General features: G+C 39.0%; 15 protein-coding genes. 7 read left to right on the top strand and 8 right to left on the bottom strand.

The annotated features are described in order from the left end of the window. Window positions 1-188: 188 nt before the first annotated feature. Entirely contained in the window at window positions 189-983 is a 795-nt protein-coding gene (locus tag OK025_RS25150; RefSeq protein ID WP_317667483.1) for an AraC family transcriptional regulator, read from the bottom strand. An 89-nt stretch (window positions 984-1,072) separates the two neighbouring features. On the opposite strand from OK025_RS25150, the gene OK025_RS25145 reads away from it, so the two are divergent. Continuing rightward, complete coding sequence (locus OK025_RS25145) at window positions 1,073-2,281, top strand: MFS transporter (protein ID WP_317667481.1); 1,209 nt, start codon at window positions 1,073-1,075, stop codon at window positions 2,279-2,281. Between the two features lie 84 nt (window positions 2,282-2,365). On the opposite strand, the gene OK025_RS25140 is transcribed toward OK025_RS25145, so the two are convergent. Beyond that, the gene (locus OK025_RS25140) at window positions 2,366-4,225 is read right to left on the bottom strand and encodes a CocE/NonD family hydrolase (RefSeq protein WP_317667480.1); all 1,860 of its coding nucleotides are present in this window, start codon (window positions 4,223-4,225) and stop codon (window positions 2,366-2,368) included. Window positions 4,226-4,862: 637 nt separating this feature from the next. Between OK025_RS25140 and OK025_RS25135 the strand changes: the two genes are divergently transcribed. The 6 genes from OK025_RS25135 (at window position 4,863) to OK025_RS25110 (ending at window position 10,604) form a co-directional block, all read left to right on the top strand. Continuing rightward, window positions 4,863-6,191 carry an inositol-3-phosphate synthase gene (locus tag OK025_RS25135; RefSeq protein WP_046675789.1) on the top strand — a complete coding sequence of 443 codons (1,329 nt, stop codon included), beginning with the start codon at window positions 4,863-4,865 and terminating at the stop codon, window positions 6,189-6,191. Between the two features lie 182 nt (window positions 6,192-6,373). Further along, complete coding sequence (locus tag OK025_RS25130; RefSeq protein WP_317667479.1) at window positions 6,374-7,084, top strand: NDP-sugar synthase; 711 nt, start codon at window positions 6,374-6,376, stop codon at window positions 7,082-7,084. A 4-nt stretch (window positions 7,085-7,088) separates the two neighbouring features. Continuing rightward, window positions 7,089-7,982 carry a hypothetical protein gene (locus OK025_RS25125; protein WP_120334741.1) on the top strand — a complete coding sequence of 298 codons (894 nt, stop codon included), beginning with the start codon at window positions 7,089-7,091 and terminating at the stop codon, window positions 7,980-7,982. Beyond that, window positions 7,963-8,913, top strand: a complete 951-nt coding sequence (locus OK025_RS25120) for a CDP-alcohol phosphatidyltransferase family protein (RefSeq protein ID WP_317667477.1) — start codon at window positions 7,963-7,965, stop codon at window positions 8,911-8,913. The genes OK025_RS25125 and OK025_RS25120 overlap by 20 nt, the downstream gene beginning before the upstream one ends. Then, complete coding sequence (locus tag OK025_RS25115) at window positions 8,906-9,895, top strand: lysylphosphatidylglycerol synthase transmembrane domain-containing protein (RefSeq protein WP_317667476.1); 990 nt, start codon at window positions 8,906-8,908, stop codon at window positions 9,893-9,895. Before OK025_RS25120 ends, OK025_RS25115 begins: the two co-directional genes overlap by 8 nt. Window position 9,896: 1 nt before the next feature. Continuing rightward, window positions 9,897-10,604, top strand: a complete 708-nt coding sequence (locus OK025_RS25110) for an HAD family hydrolase (RefSeq protein WP_317667475.1) — start codon at window positions 9,897-9,899, stop codon at window positions 10,602-10,604. Here the strand turns inward: OK025_RS25110 and OK025_RS25105 are convergent. The 6 genes from OK025_RS25105 to OK025_RS25080 all read right to left on the bottom strand — a co-directional run bounded on the left by OK025_RS25105 (window position 10,587) and on the right by OK025_RS25080 (window position 16,209). After that, entirely contained in the window at window positions 10,587-11,477 is an 891-nt protein-coding gene (locus OK025_RS25105; protein ID WP_201670649.1) for an AraC family transcriptional regulator, read from the bottom strand. The two genes, OK025_RS25110 and OK025_RS25105, sit on opposite strands and share 18 nt — an antisense overlap. Before the next feature lie 2 nt (window positions 11,478-11,479). Next, the gene (locus tag OK025_RS25100) at window positions 11,480-12,160 is read right to left on the bottom strand and encodes a M15 family metallopeptidase (protein WP_317667468.1); all 681 of its coding nucleotides are present in this window, start codon (window positions 12,158-12,160) and stop codon (window positions 11,480-11,482) included. Between the two features lie 124 nt (window positions 12,161-12,284). Further along, entirely contained in the window at window positions 12,285-14,354 is a 2,070-nt protein-coding gene (gene ppk1, locus OK025_RS25095; RefSeq protein WP_317667467.1) for a polyphosphate kinase 1, read from the bottom strand. A 247-nt stretch (window positions 14,355-14,601) separates the two neighbouring features. Next, the gene (locus OK025_RS25090; protein WP_317667466.1) at window positions 14,602-14,979 is read right to left on the bottom strand and encodes a hypothetical protein; all 378 of its coding nucleotides are present in this window, start codon (window positions 14,977-14,979) and stop codon (window positions 14,602-14,604) included. A 9-nt stretch (window positions 14,980-14,988) separates the two neighbouring features. Next, a complete protein-coding gene (locus OK025_RS25085) occupies window positions 14,989-15,567 on the bottom strand; it encodes a DJ-1/PfpI family protein (RefSeq protein WP_317667465.1) in 579 nt (192 codons plus the stop codon). A 78-nt stretch (window positions 15,568-15,645) separates the two neighbouring features. Further along, window positions 15,646-16,209, bottom strand: a complete 564-nt coding sequence (locus tag OK025_RS25080; RefSeq protein ID WP_317667463.1) for an NAD(P)H-dependent oxidoreductase — start codon at window positions 16,207-16,209, stop codon at window positions 15,646-15,648. Window positions 16,210-16,240 lie beyond the last annotated feature (31 nt).

Genomic DNA, 16,240 nt, shown 5'->3' with positions numbered 1-16,240 from the left:
GGGCGGTGAAAAAAAAAGGTTTTCAAACGGGGAGAATGAAAACCTTAAATAACCAATTATAAACCTAAATTATGATGATACAAAGATAGTGTAAATATTACACCTGTGCAACTATTCATTACTATTTTTTTAAAACGTTCTGGATTTTGTGGCTGTTCAGCTACAAGTTGCCTGTAGCTGTGCTGAAACTAGTCCACCATGAAGCTCGAAGGTCTATATTTCATTACAGCATAAAAGCTATTGGTAAACGCTTGTACGCTTTTATAACCGACTTTATATGCAATTTGGGAGATGGTGAATTGTTTTGTGCTAAGAAGTTCCAAACTCTTGATAATGCGGAGTAACTGCTGATATTTTGCAAGTGTCATTCCGGTTTCCTTTTTAAAAAGGCGCTCAATAGTTCGGAGCGAAAGATTGGACAACAGGGCAATCTCGTCTAAGGTGCAGGCTTCTGTGTAATGGTCATGTAGGTGATTTAAGACGGCTTGAAGTCTATTCTCCTGAGGAAGGGTGATCCCAAGTTGGAGCAATTGTGCGGCGAAATAGGGCAGTTCATGGAGTAAAGCACCCAAGAAAACTTTTTCATGTTTATCTGCTTCAATCAATTTCGACCATTTTTCACAATACAAAATCATTTCCCGTAATACTTTAGGCGCAGAAAATAGCTGCACCTGACTGAAAAACAACTGGTCTTGTGCGCTGTCAAATTGTGGAGTATCAAAAAAAAGTACCATAAGCTTGATGCGCTCAGAGTGGGAGTTGGTTTTATGTAATGCACCAGAGGGAATCCAGGCAACGTGATTTTGGGGGAGTAAATACATTTTTCCTGCGACGGTAAGGTATTGAAAACCCTGTTCGACATAAATCAACTGGCCTTTGCGATGACTGTGCAGCTCGTTGTCGTGTATCCAGTTTTCTTCAAACCAGACAAAGGTTGATTTCTGAATGCGTTCAATTGTCAATGTATGATTTGTTTGATCCATGTCGTTTTAAATTAAATTAATGGCAAATTTAATTAAAATTTCAGGTATATCTTTGCGAACGATCATTACATGTATAGCGCGATTTTATTATGAAAAAAAATATAAAAGTATCCACAGCTATTTCTTGGACCTGGTTATCCATATTAGTTGTTGTTATGGTCTCAACCAATCTGCGGTCGCCAATTACAGCCGTTGGCCCTGTACTGGGGCAAATCAGTGAAGATTTACAATTAAATAGCTTTCAAAGCAGCCTATTGACGGCAATTCCCCTTTTTATGTTTGCGAGCTGTTCTGTCGCAGTAAGTCGATATTCGCATAAACTGGGCATGCATCGTTTTTTATTGTTTGGTTTAATGCTATTGAGTGTTGGGATTGTGCTTCGGGTCTGGGGCAATATGCCAACGCTGTTTGTGGGATCTTTTTTAATTGGACTTGGGATCTGTGTGGGCAATGTCGTTACACCTGGTTATATAAAAACCAGTTTTCCAAAGCAGATTGGGCTGATGACAGGGATTTTTGCGGTAGCAATGAATCTCACTGCTGCTTTCGCTTCGGGTTTTAGTTTACGATTGGGTGAATGGACCGGTCTTGGGTGGCAAGGCTCACTGGGTGTTTGGGTGATCTTAGCCTTGTTATCCCTTATTGTTGTTTTTTTTGATGGTTTAGGCCGAAAGAAAGCTCAAGGTACTACTGAAAATAGACAAGCGGCAAGTGGAATCGGGCATATCTTTAAGTCTAGATTGGCCTGGTATATCAGCCTATTCATGGGTATTCAGTCCCTGATTTACTACAGCTTGATTTCTTGGTTGCCCAAAGTATTGGTCGATTATGGTATGCCAAAGGAGGATACGGGCTGGTTGCTGTTTTTGATCCAAATTGCCATGATTCCCATTATGTTCATCGGACCTATTTTGGCTCATCGGATGAAGGATCAACGTTTAATGGCAACTGCTGTTGCGATAGGCATGCTTGGAAGTATCTTTATATTCTGGCATTACAAGCTTCAGGGAATTTATGTTGCCGCCATATTGTTGGGACTTTCCAATGGACTGTCTTTCAGTTTGTCTATTCTCTTCTTTACCCTGCGAGCTAGATCAACGGCAAATGCGATCAAAATATCGGGCATGGCGCAGTCTGTTGGCTATTTTATTGCGGCTTTTGGTCCGCCGGTCTTTGGTAGGCTGCACGAAATAGATGCTACCTGGAATTACTCGTTCTACTTTTTGGCGGGGAGTATCGTACTTTTATTGTTTGCAGGATGGAAGGCCGGCGAAGATAAGTATGTAGCGGAAGATTAAAGATAAGGCTACATCAGGCATAGGTGTTTAGCTGATGTAGCCTTTTTCAGTTAGCTCTTAAGCGCTGGCTTTCGAATTTACCTGTTAATCTTTGAGGACAGAAAATTCGATGTATGTGGCATTGTTCACATCGTGAAAAATACGTTGGGTAGCTTTACGGAAATCAGCTTTGGTGGCTGTATAAGACGGTAAAAATACCTGTGGATTTCGTTCTGCCAGCGGAAACCATGAGTTTTGTACCTGAACCATAATGCGATGTCCTTTTTTGAAGGTATGCGCAACGTCTGGCATTTCAAAATTCACCTTTTCGACCATACCTGGAGTCAAGGCCTGCGCTTTATCGAAACCATTTCGGTATTTCCCCGCCATGATCTCACCACGTACCATCATTTGATATCCAGCCATTGTTTTTCCTTGATAACTTGCAGCATCGTTCGGGTATACATCAATCAGTTTGACAACATAGTCCGCGTCTGTGCCTGTTGAAGAGACTTTGAGAAAGTTTTTGATTGGGCCTACTATCGTCAGGTCCTCGGTCAACGGTTCTGTTTCATAAACCATGACATCAGGGCGACTAGCCGCGAAACGTTGATCATCTACCATATACTCCCGTGTTCGGTTTTGAATTAACCCACCTTGATGCGGAACAGGTTTATTAGGGTCTGTTACATATTCATCCCAGGAGTCTGTACGTTGAACTTTGTCAAATCCAAGTTTCCCCTGAGGTTGGAAGTATAGTTTTTTTGTCTCTACATTTTTTGGCGGCCATTGTTCGAAATGTTTCCATTCGTTGCTGCCTGAGACAAAAATGTTAGCTTCGGAAGGGGCGAAGTTTCCTTCATCTTTTAGGTAATATTTGAAAAACGGTTGTTCAAATTGTTCCTGATAAGTAATACTGGTTTTTTTCTCAAATTGGATATCACCTAAATAGTTTCCTTCTGCACGAACCCAGCCGCCATGATACCAAGGTCCCGCGACTAAAATCGAGTTGTTTTTTTTGCTTTTATCCTCAATCGATCGGTAGGTCTTAAATGTTCCATAAGCATCTTCCGCGTCAAAGAAACCACCAACCACCATCACAGCTGGTTTTACCTCCTGTAAAGAATTGGTGATCACACGCGATTTCCAAAAATCATCATAGTCGGGATGTTTAAACAGGTCATTCCAAAATTGTACGGAGTCACCAAAGTATTTTTCTTTGAGTTCCCGTGCTGTTCCTGCTTCTGCAAAAAAGTTATATTTATCGGCTTCTTTAATCTGAATTTTGCCCTTAAATTGATCCGGTGTAATGGGTTTTGGACGAGGGACACCAAAGGTTGACATGAATGTAAATGCATCCTGAAGAAACAATACGCCATTATGGTGGAAGTCGTCGCCGATATACCAGTCTGTTACGGGAGCCTGTGGGGAGACTGCCTTCAAGCTCGGGTGTGTTTTGACCAATCCGACGGTAGAATAGAATCCTGGATAGGAAATCCCATAGAGCCCGGCTTTGCCATTATAGTTTTTGAGATTTTTTTGTAACCATTCAAGCGCATCATAGGTATCCGTACTTTCATCGATTGCTTTTTTATCTTTGCTGTACGTGGTCGGACGTATATCTTCAAAATCACCTTCGCTCATCCACTTGCCACGGACATCCTGGTAAACGAAAATATAGCCATCATGCATCATTTGGGGAAAGTTTCCCAAGCTTTTTTTGTATTCGTTCTGTCCATAAGGAGAAACCGTGTAGGGCGTTCTATTGAGCAAAACTGGATATTTCTTGGATTTGTCTTTTGGACTGTAGATCGCAGTAAATAATTTTTTCCCATCTCGCATGGGGATTGCTACTTCGGTCTTTTCATAATGATCTCTAACATAAGCCGAGTCGGCAGCTGTTTGAGCATGTAACTGGCTTGCGCTTAAAAGCGCTAAAGTTAGGCACGAAATTGTATTTTTCATTCAGATAATTATTTGTTCAGTACATTCTTTGGTGTAAATTATAATTTTACACTTGGTTTCAGTTTTTGCAATGCTATGGATACTCTTATGCACCTTAGGCGCTATGCGATACAATTAAATTTGTCATCGCGTTATCGTTTGGCAGACCATTTCTCCAGCTACAATGAGCGGATCAACAGCTGTTCGTTTATAAATTGAACGATAGATTCATTGCCTGTATTTAGATTTTAGGCTAAAGTTAGTGCTACCAAAACCATTTTCCAATTTTATTGTCATATTTATAGCGAATAGAAAAAGAAAAATTGACCAATTTTTAAGAAAGAAAAACTTTTTTTGGATGGAATTTGGATTAGTTTTCGAATCTTAATATATTGAGTAAAATTAAGGAGAATTATTTTTTGGGTTAACAGCTTTAGCTAAAAACGTTAAATTTCAATCAGATGGATTAGTAGAACACTAAATAATAATTCATTTTCAGATTATTTCTTTAGGTTTCGAATGGGGTTTGTATTGGTATTTGTCACGATTTTATAAATTAAGTGGGCGGTGGTATGAAATATGTTTTTTTAAGCTAATTTTAAGAATTATTTTATCATAATACATCAATTAAATAACAATTTAAGTATATAGAATTAATATGGGACAACAAGTGAAAGATGCCAATGGAAAATTGGGTATTCTTATTCCGGGATTAGGTGCTGTGGCTACAACATTAATCGCTGGTGTGGCATCTATAAACAAAGGTTTTTCAAAACCAATCGGATCTGTTTCTCAATTGAGCAGAATCCGTCTGGGTAAACGCACTGAGAACAGAAATCCATTAATTAAAGATTTCGTCCCTTTAGCAAAATTGGAAGATGTTGTTTTTGGTGGATGGGACGTATATGAGGATAACGTATACGAGGCTGCATCAAAAGCACAGGTATTGGAGCAAGGCCAATTGGATGCTGTTAAGGCCGAATTGGAGGCAATCCAACCAATGAAAGCTGTGTTTGACCGTAATTTTGTGAAAAATTTGGACGGAACGCACATCAAATCTGAAAAAACTCGCCGTGAATTGGCAGATGCCGTGCAACGTGATATTCGTGAATTTAAAGAGAAAAACGGATTAGATCGTGTTGTATTGGTATGGTGTGGATCTACTGAGCGTTATATTGAAACAAACGAAGCTTTTTCAACTTTAGCTAAATTAGAGGAAGCATTAGACAATGATGATCAACGCATTCCACCAAGCATGATCTATTGTTATGCGGCATTGAAAGAGGGAGCTCCGTATGTAAATGGTGCACCAAATTTAACATGTGACGTTCCAGCTATTGTTGAGTTGGCGCATGAAAACGGTGTGGCAATTGCAGGTAAAGATTTTAAAACAGGTCAAACATTGATGAAAACAATTGTTGCACCTGGTCTTCAAGCGAGAGCTTTGGGTGTTGAAGGTTGGTTTTCGACGAATATCTTAGGTAACCGGGATGGATTAGTATTAGATGATCCTGAAAATTTCAAAACAAAAGAGGTCTCTAAATTATCGGTATTGGAAGAAATTCTGGATGCGAAAAAGAACCCTGAGTTATACGGTGATCTTTACCATAAAGTACGTATCAACTATTATCCTCCACACGGCGATAATAAAGAATCTTGGGATAACATCGATATCTTCGGTTGGTTGGGTTACAAAATGCAGATTAAGATCAATTTCTTGTGTCGCGATTCAATTTTAGCAGCTCCGGTTGCGTTGGATTTGGCTTTGTTTATTGATTTGGCTCAACGTGCGGGTATGTCGGGTATTCAAGAGTGGTTATCATTTTACTTGAAATCTCCTCAAACAGCTCCGGGATTACCTCCTGAACACGATATCTTCAAACAATTGATGAAATTGCAAAATACATTGCGTCACATTATGGGTGAAGATTTAATCACACATTTGGGATTGGATTATTACCAGGAGCTAGTAGATAGTATTCAATAAACTACCTTAATAAGAGAGGGGAAACAATTGTTTAAAAACAGTTTTTCCCCTTTTTCTTCAAAATCTTTACGATATTGAAGATTTGTGATATAACCCTCTGTAGACTTTTGCGCTTACGAACGCTGAGATAGTGACGGGGGTTTTGCTTTTTTATAAATGATTTTATTTTGCAATTAAAAGAAATGGAATTTGCAATTATAGCGGCGGGAGAAGGTTCTCGATTGCGAAAAGAGGGATTTAATTTACCGAAACCCTTGCTACCATTACATGGAGTTCCATTAATTGAGCGATTGATTCGCGTGTTTGTTAAAGAAGGGGCGCAAAGAGTTCATGTTATCATCAATAAACAATCTCCGGAGCTGAAATTGTTTTTGGAAAAAACAACGTTTGAATTATCTATTGTGCTAATAGAGGAAGATACTGCAAGTTCATTGCATAGTTTTGCCTTGCTTGTCAAAAATAACCCCGATTGGTCGTCCTGTTGTCTGACAACAACAGATACGGTTTTTAGACCACACGAATTTCATACCTATTTGGAAGCATTTCAGCAACATCAACATGCAGATGCTTTTATGGCAGTCACGCCTTTTGTCGACGATGAGAGTCCACTCTATGTGAACACAAATTCACAGCTTCGGGTGGAAGCTTTTTTGGATACAGCGACCGCAGAAACGAAGTATGTTTCTGGCGGAATTTATTGCTTCCGAAAAGCAGCTATGGATTGTGCATTAAGCTCCGTTGAAGCAGGTAATTCCAGAATGCGTAATTTTCAGCGTGCTTTATTGGAAAACGATTTACAAGTAGAAGCATTTGTATTTGACAAGGTAGTCGATATTGATCATTTAAAAGATCGTGTCGTCGCAGAACAATTTTTGAGTGAGGAGGTTAGTTAGTAAAATGAGCGATATGATTTCTATTTTAGGCGTAACTCGAAAAAATCGCTTTTCACCCAACCATGTGGGGAATGATGCCGCTATATTTAATGAAGTAGTTTTAAAACTGACTGAAAAAGGTGCTTCGGTGGAGGTGTGTAATGAAGATGAATTTTTGTCTTCACCATCCGTGAAGCAGGATAATATTCTGACTATGGGGAGAACGAAGACTTTAGTGAAAAAGTTGCAATCTCTTCAAAATAATGGGATCAATGTTTTGAATTCAGGATTTGGAATTGAAAATTGCTTTCGGAAAAATATGACCCTTAAGCTTTTAGAAGGTGGAGTTCCTTATCCGAAGAGTATCGTGATCTCTACCGTTGCAGATATTCAATCTATTTTCGAAAAACTGAAAGGAAAGGGTGTATGGATCAAGCGTGGCGATTTTCATGCGATTCATAAGGAAGATGTTACCTTTGCTGCTAGTCTGAAAGAAGCGCAACATATCTTGAATGAATATGCACTTCGTGGGATTAAAGAGGCTGTGATTTCTGAACATCTTGCCGGAGACTTACTCAAGTTTTATGCAGTGCGGGGAACGGATTTCTTCTTTTATTTCTACCCATATGAACACAATCATCACAAATATGATTTGTATGAACAAATTAATGACGAAGTCGTACATTTTCCTTTTGATCTCGACAATCTAAAAGAAGTTGCTAATCGTGCTGCTGAGGTCCTGGATGTACATATCTACGGCGGCGATGTGATTATTGATGCAAATGGAGACTTCCATATTATTGACTTAAATGACTGGCCAAGTTTTGCGCCATGTCGGGCAGAGGCCGCTGAGGCCATTGCTCAAATGGTTTACCATAAATTTACTGAAAAGAACCACAATGCAGAAAGAACAAGTTAATGTAATCGAAGAAGATAATTTGAGTGCATTCGAACAATCTTTAAAATCTAATGATACAGAAGAGCGAATTGATATTTGGTTTTATCGACCTATAGGTTATCGCATCGCCCAAGTCTGTGCTAAAATCGGTATTACACCCAACGCTGTGACAATTATTAGTATTTTCTTTGGCGTTGCGGCGGGTATTTTATTCTATTATCCTGCATTATGGATTAATGTGATTGGCATGCTTTTATTGGTTTTTGCCAATTCTTTAGATAGTGCTGATGGACAGCTGGCAAGAATGACGGACAATAAAAGTCGCTTCGGTCGTATTTTGGATGGTTTTGCTGGAGATTTTTGGTTTGCTTCTATTCATATTGCGATCTGTTTACGCAGTATTAATGAAGGATGGCCACAATGGCTATGGGTATTCTGTGTACTTGCAGGTGTATCGCATATGCTTCAGTCGGCAATGGCTGATTATTATCGTAATGTACATTTGTATTTTATAAAAGGTAAAGCTGGAAGTGAGCTGGACAATACACGTGATTTGAGAGTTGACTATGATGCGTTGTCTTGGCGCAAGAATTTTTTCAGCAAATTTGTGTTGAATGGCTACATGGGCTATACACGTAACCAGGAAAAACTTTCTCCAAAATTGCAAAAACTGCTGCATATTGTTAAAAATCGGTATAAAGATGAATTACCGAAACAACTGATGGTCGATTTTAGAGCTCAGAATAAACCATTGATGAAGTATACAAATATTGTACAGTTCAATACACGAGTGATTTTCCTATTTGTTTGGTTGTTTATCGGTCAGCCTTGGATTTACTTTTTCTTTGACATGTTTGTCCTAAATCCGATATTGATATACATGTGTAACCGACAAGAAAAGGTGAGTGGTTATTTTGTTGATAAATTAACAAATGATCCAACCTATGGGTAGTAAGATCTATAAAGTACTCTTTATGCTAATCGGTATAGGTACACTGGCCTATATGATTCAAGCAATGGGAATTGATGAGATTTGGAACAACCTCGAAAAAATTGGCTGGTGGTTTTTGCCCGTCCTCGGTAGCTGGGCAGTACTCTACTGGATGAACGCAATGGCATTTAAGGCAATTATTCAGGAACCCGAATTGCCACAGACGGACGTACCCTTTTGGAAGGTCTTACAGTTGACAATATCGGGGTATGCCATTAATTATATAACGCCCTTTGTTGCGTTAGGTGGTGAGCCTTATCGTATTATGGAGCTTAAAAACTATGTCGGTAGTTCGAAGGCAGGCTCTTCCGTGCTGTTATACGGTGTCATGCACATTTTGTCGCATATTTTATTTTGGGTAGCCTCTGTTTTTCTAATTCTTTGGTTCGTCCCGGCAAGTACAATGGTTGATGTGGCCTGTGCTGTGATTTTTGTGATGGCTATCATTTGTACTTGGCTATTTACGAAGTTTTATAAGAAGGGAATTACGGTTTCACTATTGAAGGCTTTGTCTAAACTACCTTTGGTAGGCAAGAAAGTTGGTCATTTACTGGAGACGAAGTTTGAAACGTTGAATGACGTCGATCAGCAGGTGAAAAACCTCTTTCAAAATCGTCGCGATCGTTTCTATAAAGCCCTCTTTTGGGAATTTGTAGCACGTGTTGTGGGCTGTTTTGAGATTTATTTTATTGGTTTAGCCTTAGATATCAATATTGATTTTATTGATGCCATGATCATTAGCTCGGGATCTTCCTTATTTGCCAATCTTGTTTTTTTCTTTCCAATGCAATTGGGAACGCGGGAAGGTGGGTTAGCAATGGCTGTGATGAGTATAGGATTACCTGCGAAAGTCGGTATTTTTATGGGTGTTGTGACACGAATTAGGGAAATTGTCTGGATTATGATCGGTTTGGGGTGGATGAGTTTAGTAAAAAAGAAATAACATGAATAAGTTTAATATTAAAGGGATTATTTTTGATTATGGTGGAACCTTAGACACTAACGGGGGCCACTGGGGAGCTGTTATCTGGTCGGGTTATGAAAAATATCAGGTTCCTGTAAATTTGAACGCTTTTCAGGAGGCCTATACCTATGCGGAACGTCAGATGGCTTTACAGCCTATCATTAAACCGCAGTTCAATTTTTTAGAAGTACTTGAAGCAAAGCTCAATGTACAATTTGATTATCTTATTGCTGCAGGGTACGACCTAGATCGGTCACTAGCGCATAAAATAGCCTTTGACGGTTATTCGCTGGCGAAAAATACAGTTGAGCAGGTAAAACCACTGTTAAATTCACTTTATGCAAAATATCCAATTGTCATGGTGTCCAATTTTTATGGTAATTTGAAATCAGTACTTGACGATTTTGGTATCTTTCCTTATTTTCAGTCTGTTGTGGAGTCGGCCATAGTCGGCGTACGCAAACCTGATCCTGCAATTTATGCTTTAGGTGTGACTAAAATAGGTCTTCCTGCGCAAGAGGTATTGGTTGTGGGTGATTCCTATAGTAAAGATATGATACCTGCCAAAGCTGTCGGCTGCCAGACCTTATGGTTGAAAGGACAGACTTGGGGTGAGGATAAATTGCAAGATACATCCGCTGCAGACCAACAATTTACAAGTATCTTTGATTTAATCGCCTTTGTTTAAATAAAGATTCTGACGAAATTCTTTAGGCGAGATTCCAACATTTCGCTTAAAGAATTTACCAAAAAAGGATTGATCCGAGAAATGCAATTTCACCGCAATTTCTCCGATGGAAAGCCCCTGGCAAAGTAACGATTTTGCTTCCTCCACTAAGACGTTCTGAATAAGTTCTATTGCTGATTTTCCGGTTAGTTCTTTCGTAATTACGGATAGGTGTTTTGCTGTGATACCAAGTTCCATCGCATAAAATTGCACCATGTGTTCTTTATGAAACGACTTCTTTAGGAGCAAATGGAAATTGGCAAGTATCTCTCTTTTTCGAGAGGGAATAGCTGGCGTATTTCGCATATTTTGGCTTCCTAGACGGGCTATTTCGCAAAATAATATTTCCGTTAATGACTTTATGATCTGATTTTTGAAAAGATAGCTAGGCCCTTGTCGATCGTAATGAATAAACTGTTTAAATAAGTTGGATAAGTTCGTCGAATCTTGGCTCGATAGCGACCAAATGTAGCTGTCATTTAAGGCCAGAGACTTCTTGGTGACTTCGAAGAAATCCTCCTGGAAATCCAGTTTGAAGCTAAAATCCAGCGTAAAGAAAATCAAATAAACCTCACAATCCCAAGATTTGACGACCGAAGAGCCATTAACTCGCGAAGAAGGATTGGTCAACAATAGGTGATTTTGAGCAACTTGTACCCGTTCATTATTAATGATGAAGGAAGTTTCACCTTTTTTTATTAAACAGAGCGAATAGAGCTCACCTTTTGATAAAATGTGCTGCTGCTCGGAACTAAAGACGGGTTTTGATTTGTTGCCTTTAAAATGAAAGACATAAAAGCCCTTGTGTTCGATGGAAGTTTCCTTTACAGACATGTTTATTTTACGATAAAATCAAAATAGGTTTTACGATAGGGTTCATCTTGCAAGGTGTAATGCCACCATTCCTTATCATAAGCTTTAAAGCCAAATTTAGCCATTGCTTCTTTTAAGATCTTTCGGTTCTCTTTCTGTTGGGCTGTCAGATCCGCGTACTGATGATGTGAGACTGCGCCGAAAAAATCAAAAGGTCCACCCATGTCAATCTCTTTTTGATCTTTTAAGCTAATGAGCGTGAGATCTACTGTACTGCCCCGGCTGTGGCCCGATTTGGAGGCAATAAAGCCTAGATTGAACAAATTCTTCTTATTGATAAGCGGGTAGAACTCCTTTTTTGCAATTGTATCATTGGTGTTTAAAGACCATGTTTTAAAGTTGTCAACAGCACGTTGCGGGCGGTAGGCGTCGAATATTTTCAAGCCAAGACCTTTTTTATTTAAATGGTTCTCGACCTGCTGTAGTGCTAGCGCCGCACGTTTAGTTAAAATAGCGACTGGTTTTTCATAACCTTTAATCGGCCTTCCGGTGAAGTTGTGACTGCCGAAATAACGCACTTCTAAGCTTATCGTGGGGATAATGTCCTTGACGTATACAAAATCTGAAGGCATGATCTTTTCCTGCCCACGGAGGCAAAGTGTGAAAAGGCTGAAGCCAAATGTAAGACACAAGTTGAATTTCATGGAATGAAGATACAACTTGTGTCTTAATTAATATAATAAAAACGGTGATTCTCGTCTGTATCAATAGGTATAAAACCCAGTTCGGTTTATTGATCAATTTGCGCTCCTATTGATAGACAGACTGCTAATGATCAGCTAATTTTTTTTTCAGGTATTTGTATATTTCTATCTGTGAACGACATGGTGCCTCTTTATTCTCGACGTAATGATTGCTCAGAGAATTATTGAGTATCCGCGCTTTGACATTATCTTTGAGCTGGATTTGAAGCATTTCTTTTAAATCCTCCTTGATTTTTTTGCTTGTTATTTTTACTGCGGCTTCGATACGATGATCCAAGTTTCTTGTCATCCAGTCCGCTGAGGAAATAAATAGTTGCTCTCGACCAGCATTATAAAAATACATCACACGTGCATGCTCCAAATATTCATCTACGATTGAAATGGCGTTCATTTGCAATTTAAACGTTTTTTGATTTGTTGCACAGTAGATTCCCCGGATAATAAGATCTATTTTGACACCAGCTGTTGCTGCGTCATAGAGCTTTTTAATCATCTCTTTATCGCTGAGTGAATTTACCTTGACAATGATGTATGCTTTTCGACCAGCCTTTGCTTCGGTAATTTCCTGGTCGATGTAGTGTAGAAGTTCTCTACGCATATCGGTTGGGCATATCAAAAGACTTTTGCAATTTTTGATAATTTCAGCCGGATTTGATTTGGGACGTCTTAGGTAATTGAAAACCTTATTTATATCGGCAATAACATCCCTATTACTCGTTAAGAGGCAATAGTCTCCGTATAATTTAGCCGTTTTCTCGTTGATATTTCCTGTGCTGACAAAGCCATATTGGATCGTTTTCATTCCAATACGTTTTTTTATCACACATAGTTTTGCATGAACCTTTTTATTTGGGATACCGGTAAGTACTTTAATGCCTTCGAGTTCAAGTTTCTCTTTCCAGTCCAAATTGTTTTCTTCATCAAATCTTGCACGAAGTTCAAGCATCACAGTGACTTCCTTGCCATTGCGGGCTGCGTTAATCAAGGCATTTGCAATTTTGGAATTGGAAGCTAAACGATATGCTGTAATCTGGATCGTTTTTACATCGGGATCCATTGCTGCTTCCCGAAGTAAATCGATGATCGGTCTAAACTCATGATATGGAAAGGAGAGCAGTACATCTTTTTTTAATATGGTATCCGTTACACGTTCGTAGTTTTTGAAATAAGGATGTGGAAAAGACGTTCGTTCCAAGGGCTGATTGTAGGATTTAAACACATTGGGGAAATCCATGAAGTGTTTGAAGTTGTGTATTTTTTGTCCTGGAATGATGCTGTCTTTTTTTGAAAGGTTAAGTTTCTTGATCAGGAATTCTACCAATTTATGGTCCATTTCTTGATCGAAAATAAACCGGGTAGGTTTACCTTTTCTTCTGTTTTTTACCCCTTTGCTTATCTTCTCAACGAGCGTCGTGTTGATGTCATTGTCAATGTCAAATTCGGCGTCTTTTGTTACTTTAAAGACATGTGCATTGAATACATCAAAACCGAAATAGGAAAATATTAATGGAAGATTAAACTTGATAACATCCTCCAAAAGTATAATATGCTTTTCATCTTTTGGCGAAGGTAATTGTACGAAGCGTCCATTTTGACTGGTAGGGATTTCGATGAGTGCAAATTTAGTTTCATACTGCCATTCCTGTTTTCCCATCGCAATACCCAAGTAAAGGCTCTTATCTCGAATATAGGGCATAGGTCGTATATCGTCCAATATCAAAGGAATGACGTTCGATTCCACCTCATCCTGATAATAGTCACTCACAAATTGTTGTTGTTCGGGATTCAGTTCCTCACTGGTCTTAATATAGACATTCTGTTTGGCCATATCTTTTTGGATACGATTCCACGTATTGTCAAATTTCTTTTGCTGCTTGATTACCCGGATATTGAGCTCTTCCAATATGAGTTGTGGGTCTTCGTAGAAGGATTGGTTGGCACTTTTGTCTTTCAGGTCTATAGCCCGTTTTAGACCTGCAACACGTACACGGAAAAATTCATCGAGGTTATTGGAAAATATACCTAAAAATTTGATTCTTAAGGGTAAAGGGACAGTCTCGTCCGCAGCTTCCTGAAGTACTCTTCCATTAAAGCTCAGCCAACTAACGTCTCTAGGAATAAATTTTTTCGCCATAGCTAAATATACGTAAATTTAAAAAGCAAAACTATAGCTCTACAGGGGATAATCGAACTTTTTTGTGTTAAAGAATTATTAAGTTATTTTTTGTTCATGTGTGTAGACCATAGTTTTAAAGGTGCATTTTTGCCACTGCTCTTTTTCCTGGGAAATAACCGCCACAAGGTGTTGCACTGCATGGCAAAAAAAATCCCCCAAAGGTCTATTCAGACTTTGAGGGATATGTCATTATGTTTGGTTTCGTCTATTTCTTCTTTCCGTATTTTTTGGAAATTTGAATCGCTTTGTATTTCGTCGTGTCAAAATGTGGCGTGTCAATTGACAAGTTTGTCGGATAAGGAGCACTTCGATCGAAGAAATACACGGTTGTTGTACTTCCGTAATCATTAACAGGCATTAAATCAAGACAAGCAGAATAATCCGCATTCAACAGGTCGCCTACAGTAACGGCATAAATGCGTATGATACCACCTTTATTTTGTTCATTTCTGACGAAAGCGACTTCCTTAAAACCTCCCGGTAGATCCTCAATACTTTTCTGATTGAAGCTATCTTTTAAAATAAAACCCAACAGCACTAAAATCGGTATGACCAAAAGCCATAGCCTTTTATTCTTCTTCATTAAAAACACTTAAATTGTAATTGTTATACCTAATAATTTGTAAAACTCTTTTAAAATTGCCTGATGTCCCGGCCATGCAGGAGAGGTGACCAAATTGCCGTCTACCACCGCTTGATCCGCAGGGATGTTTTTCCATGTGCCGCCCGCTAATTCGATATCAGGGCCTACAGCAACATATGCTGTCAATGTACGTCCTTCAAGTACTTTTGCCGCTGTCAACACTTGGATGCCATGACATATTGCCGCAACAGGCTTATTGTGCTCAAAGAAATGTCTTGTAATCTCTAATACACGTTTGTTGAGTCGAATATATTCTGCCGATCGGCCACCAGCAATATATAGGCCATCATAATCTTCGACATTGACCTGGTCGAAATCTTTATTGATTGCAAAATTATGTCCACGCAGTTCTTTATACGTCTGGTCACCAGTGAAATCATGAACTGCAGTTGGAACTACATCTCCGCTTTTGCGGTCCGGAGCAATCGCATCTACCGTCAATCCTATTGAACCCATTGCTTGAAATGGAACCATTGCTTCGTAATCTTCTACAAAGTCTCCTACAAGTAGTAATATTTTTTTTGCCATATCAAAAAACCTCTTTTAATAGGTTTTCAATTTACATATTAAAAGAGGTATTTGCAATGATTATTTGTTAATCTTTTGTTAACCTTGCACGGCTAATTTTTCGGCCAGTGCACGTTTTGTTTTGCGCACTTTAGCTTCTAATTGACTTCTTAAAGTGGGATCGATAATACCTTTACCTTCTTCAAAGTTTTTGTGGAATTCAGGGAGGGAGAAGGAGTCTAATATATCGGCGCCATCCCAAGTGATTCGGTTTACTGCGGTGTTCAATACTGTGGCACCACCCATTGGACCCGGTGCAGTAGCCAATAAGAAAACAGGCTTGCCATTGAATAATTTACGGTTAGGAATACGCGAAACCCAGTCAACGATATTTTTGTAAGCTGTGGTATATGAACCATTGTGTTCCGCTAAAGAGATCAAAAGGAAATCTGCTGCATCCATTTTAGCTGCAAAGTCATGCGCTAATTGAGGAATACCCTGCTCCACTTCTTTGTCGTAAGAATAGATAGGCATTTCAAAATGGTTTAAGTCTAGCAATTCGATCGTGTCGTCAGCTTCTTTGTAGTATTTGGATATACTTGTGACGAATGTTTTGTTGATTGAGTTTTTGTTGCTTGTTCCTGCAAATGCTAATATTTTCATCTTTATATCATTAATTTTTGAGGTGTTAGGT

This window comes from Sphingobacterium sp. UGAL515B_05, from assembly GCF_033097525.1.
Lineage (GTDB): Bacteria > Bacteroidota > Bacteroidia > Sphingobacteriales > Sphingobacteriaceae > Sphingobacterium.
Note: the sequence above shows the minus strand (reverse complement) of the source record. Positions and strands in the feature narration are given on the sequence as shown.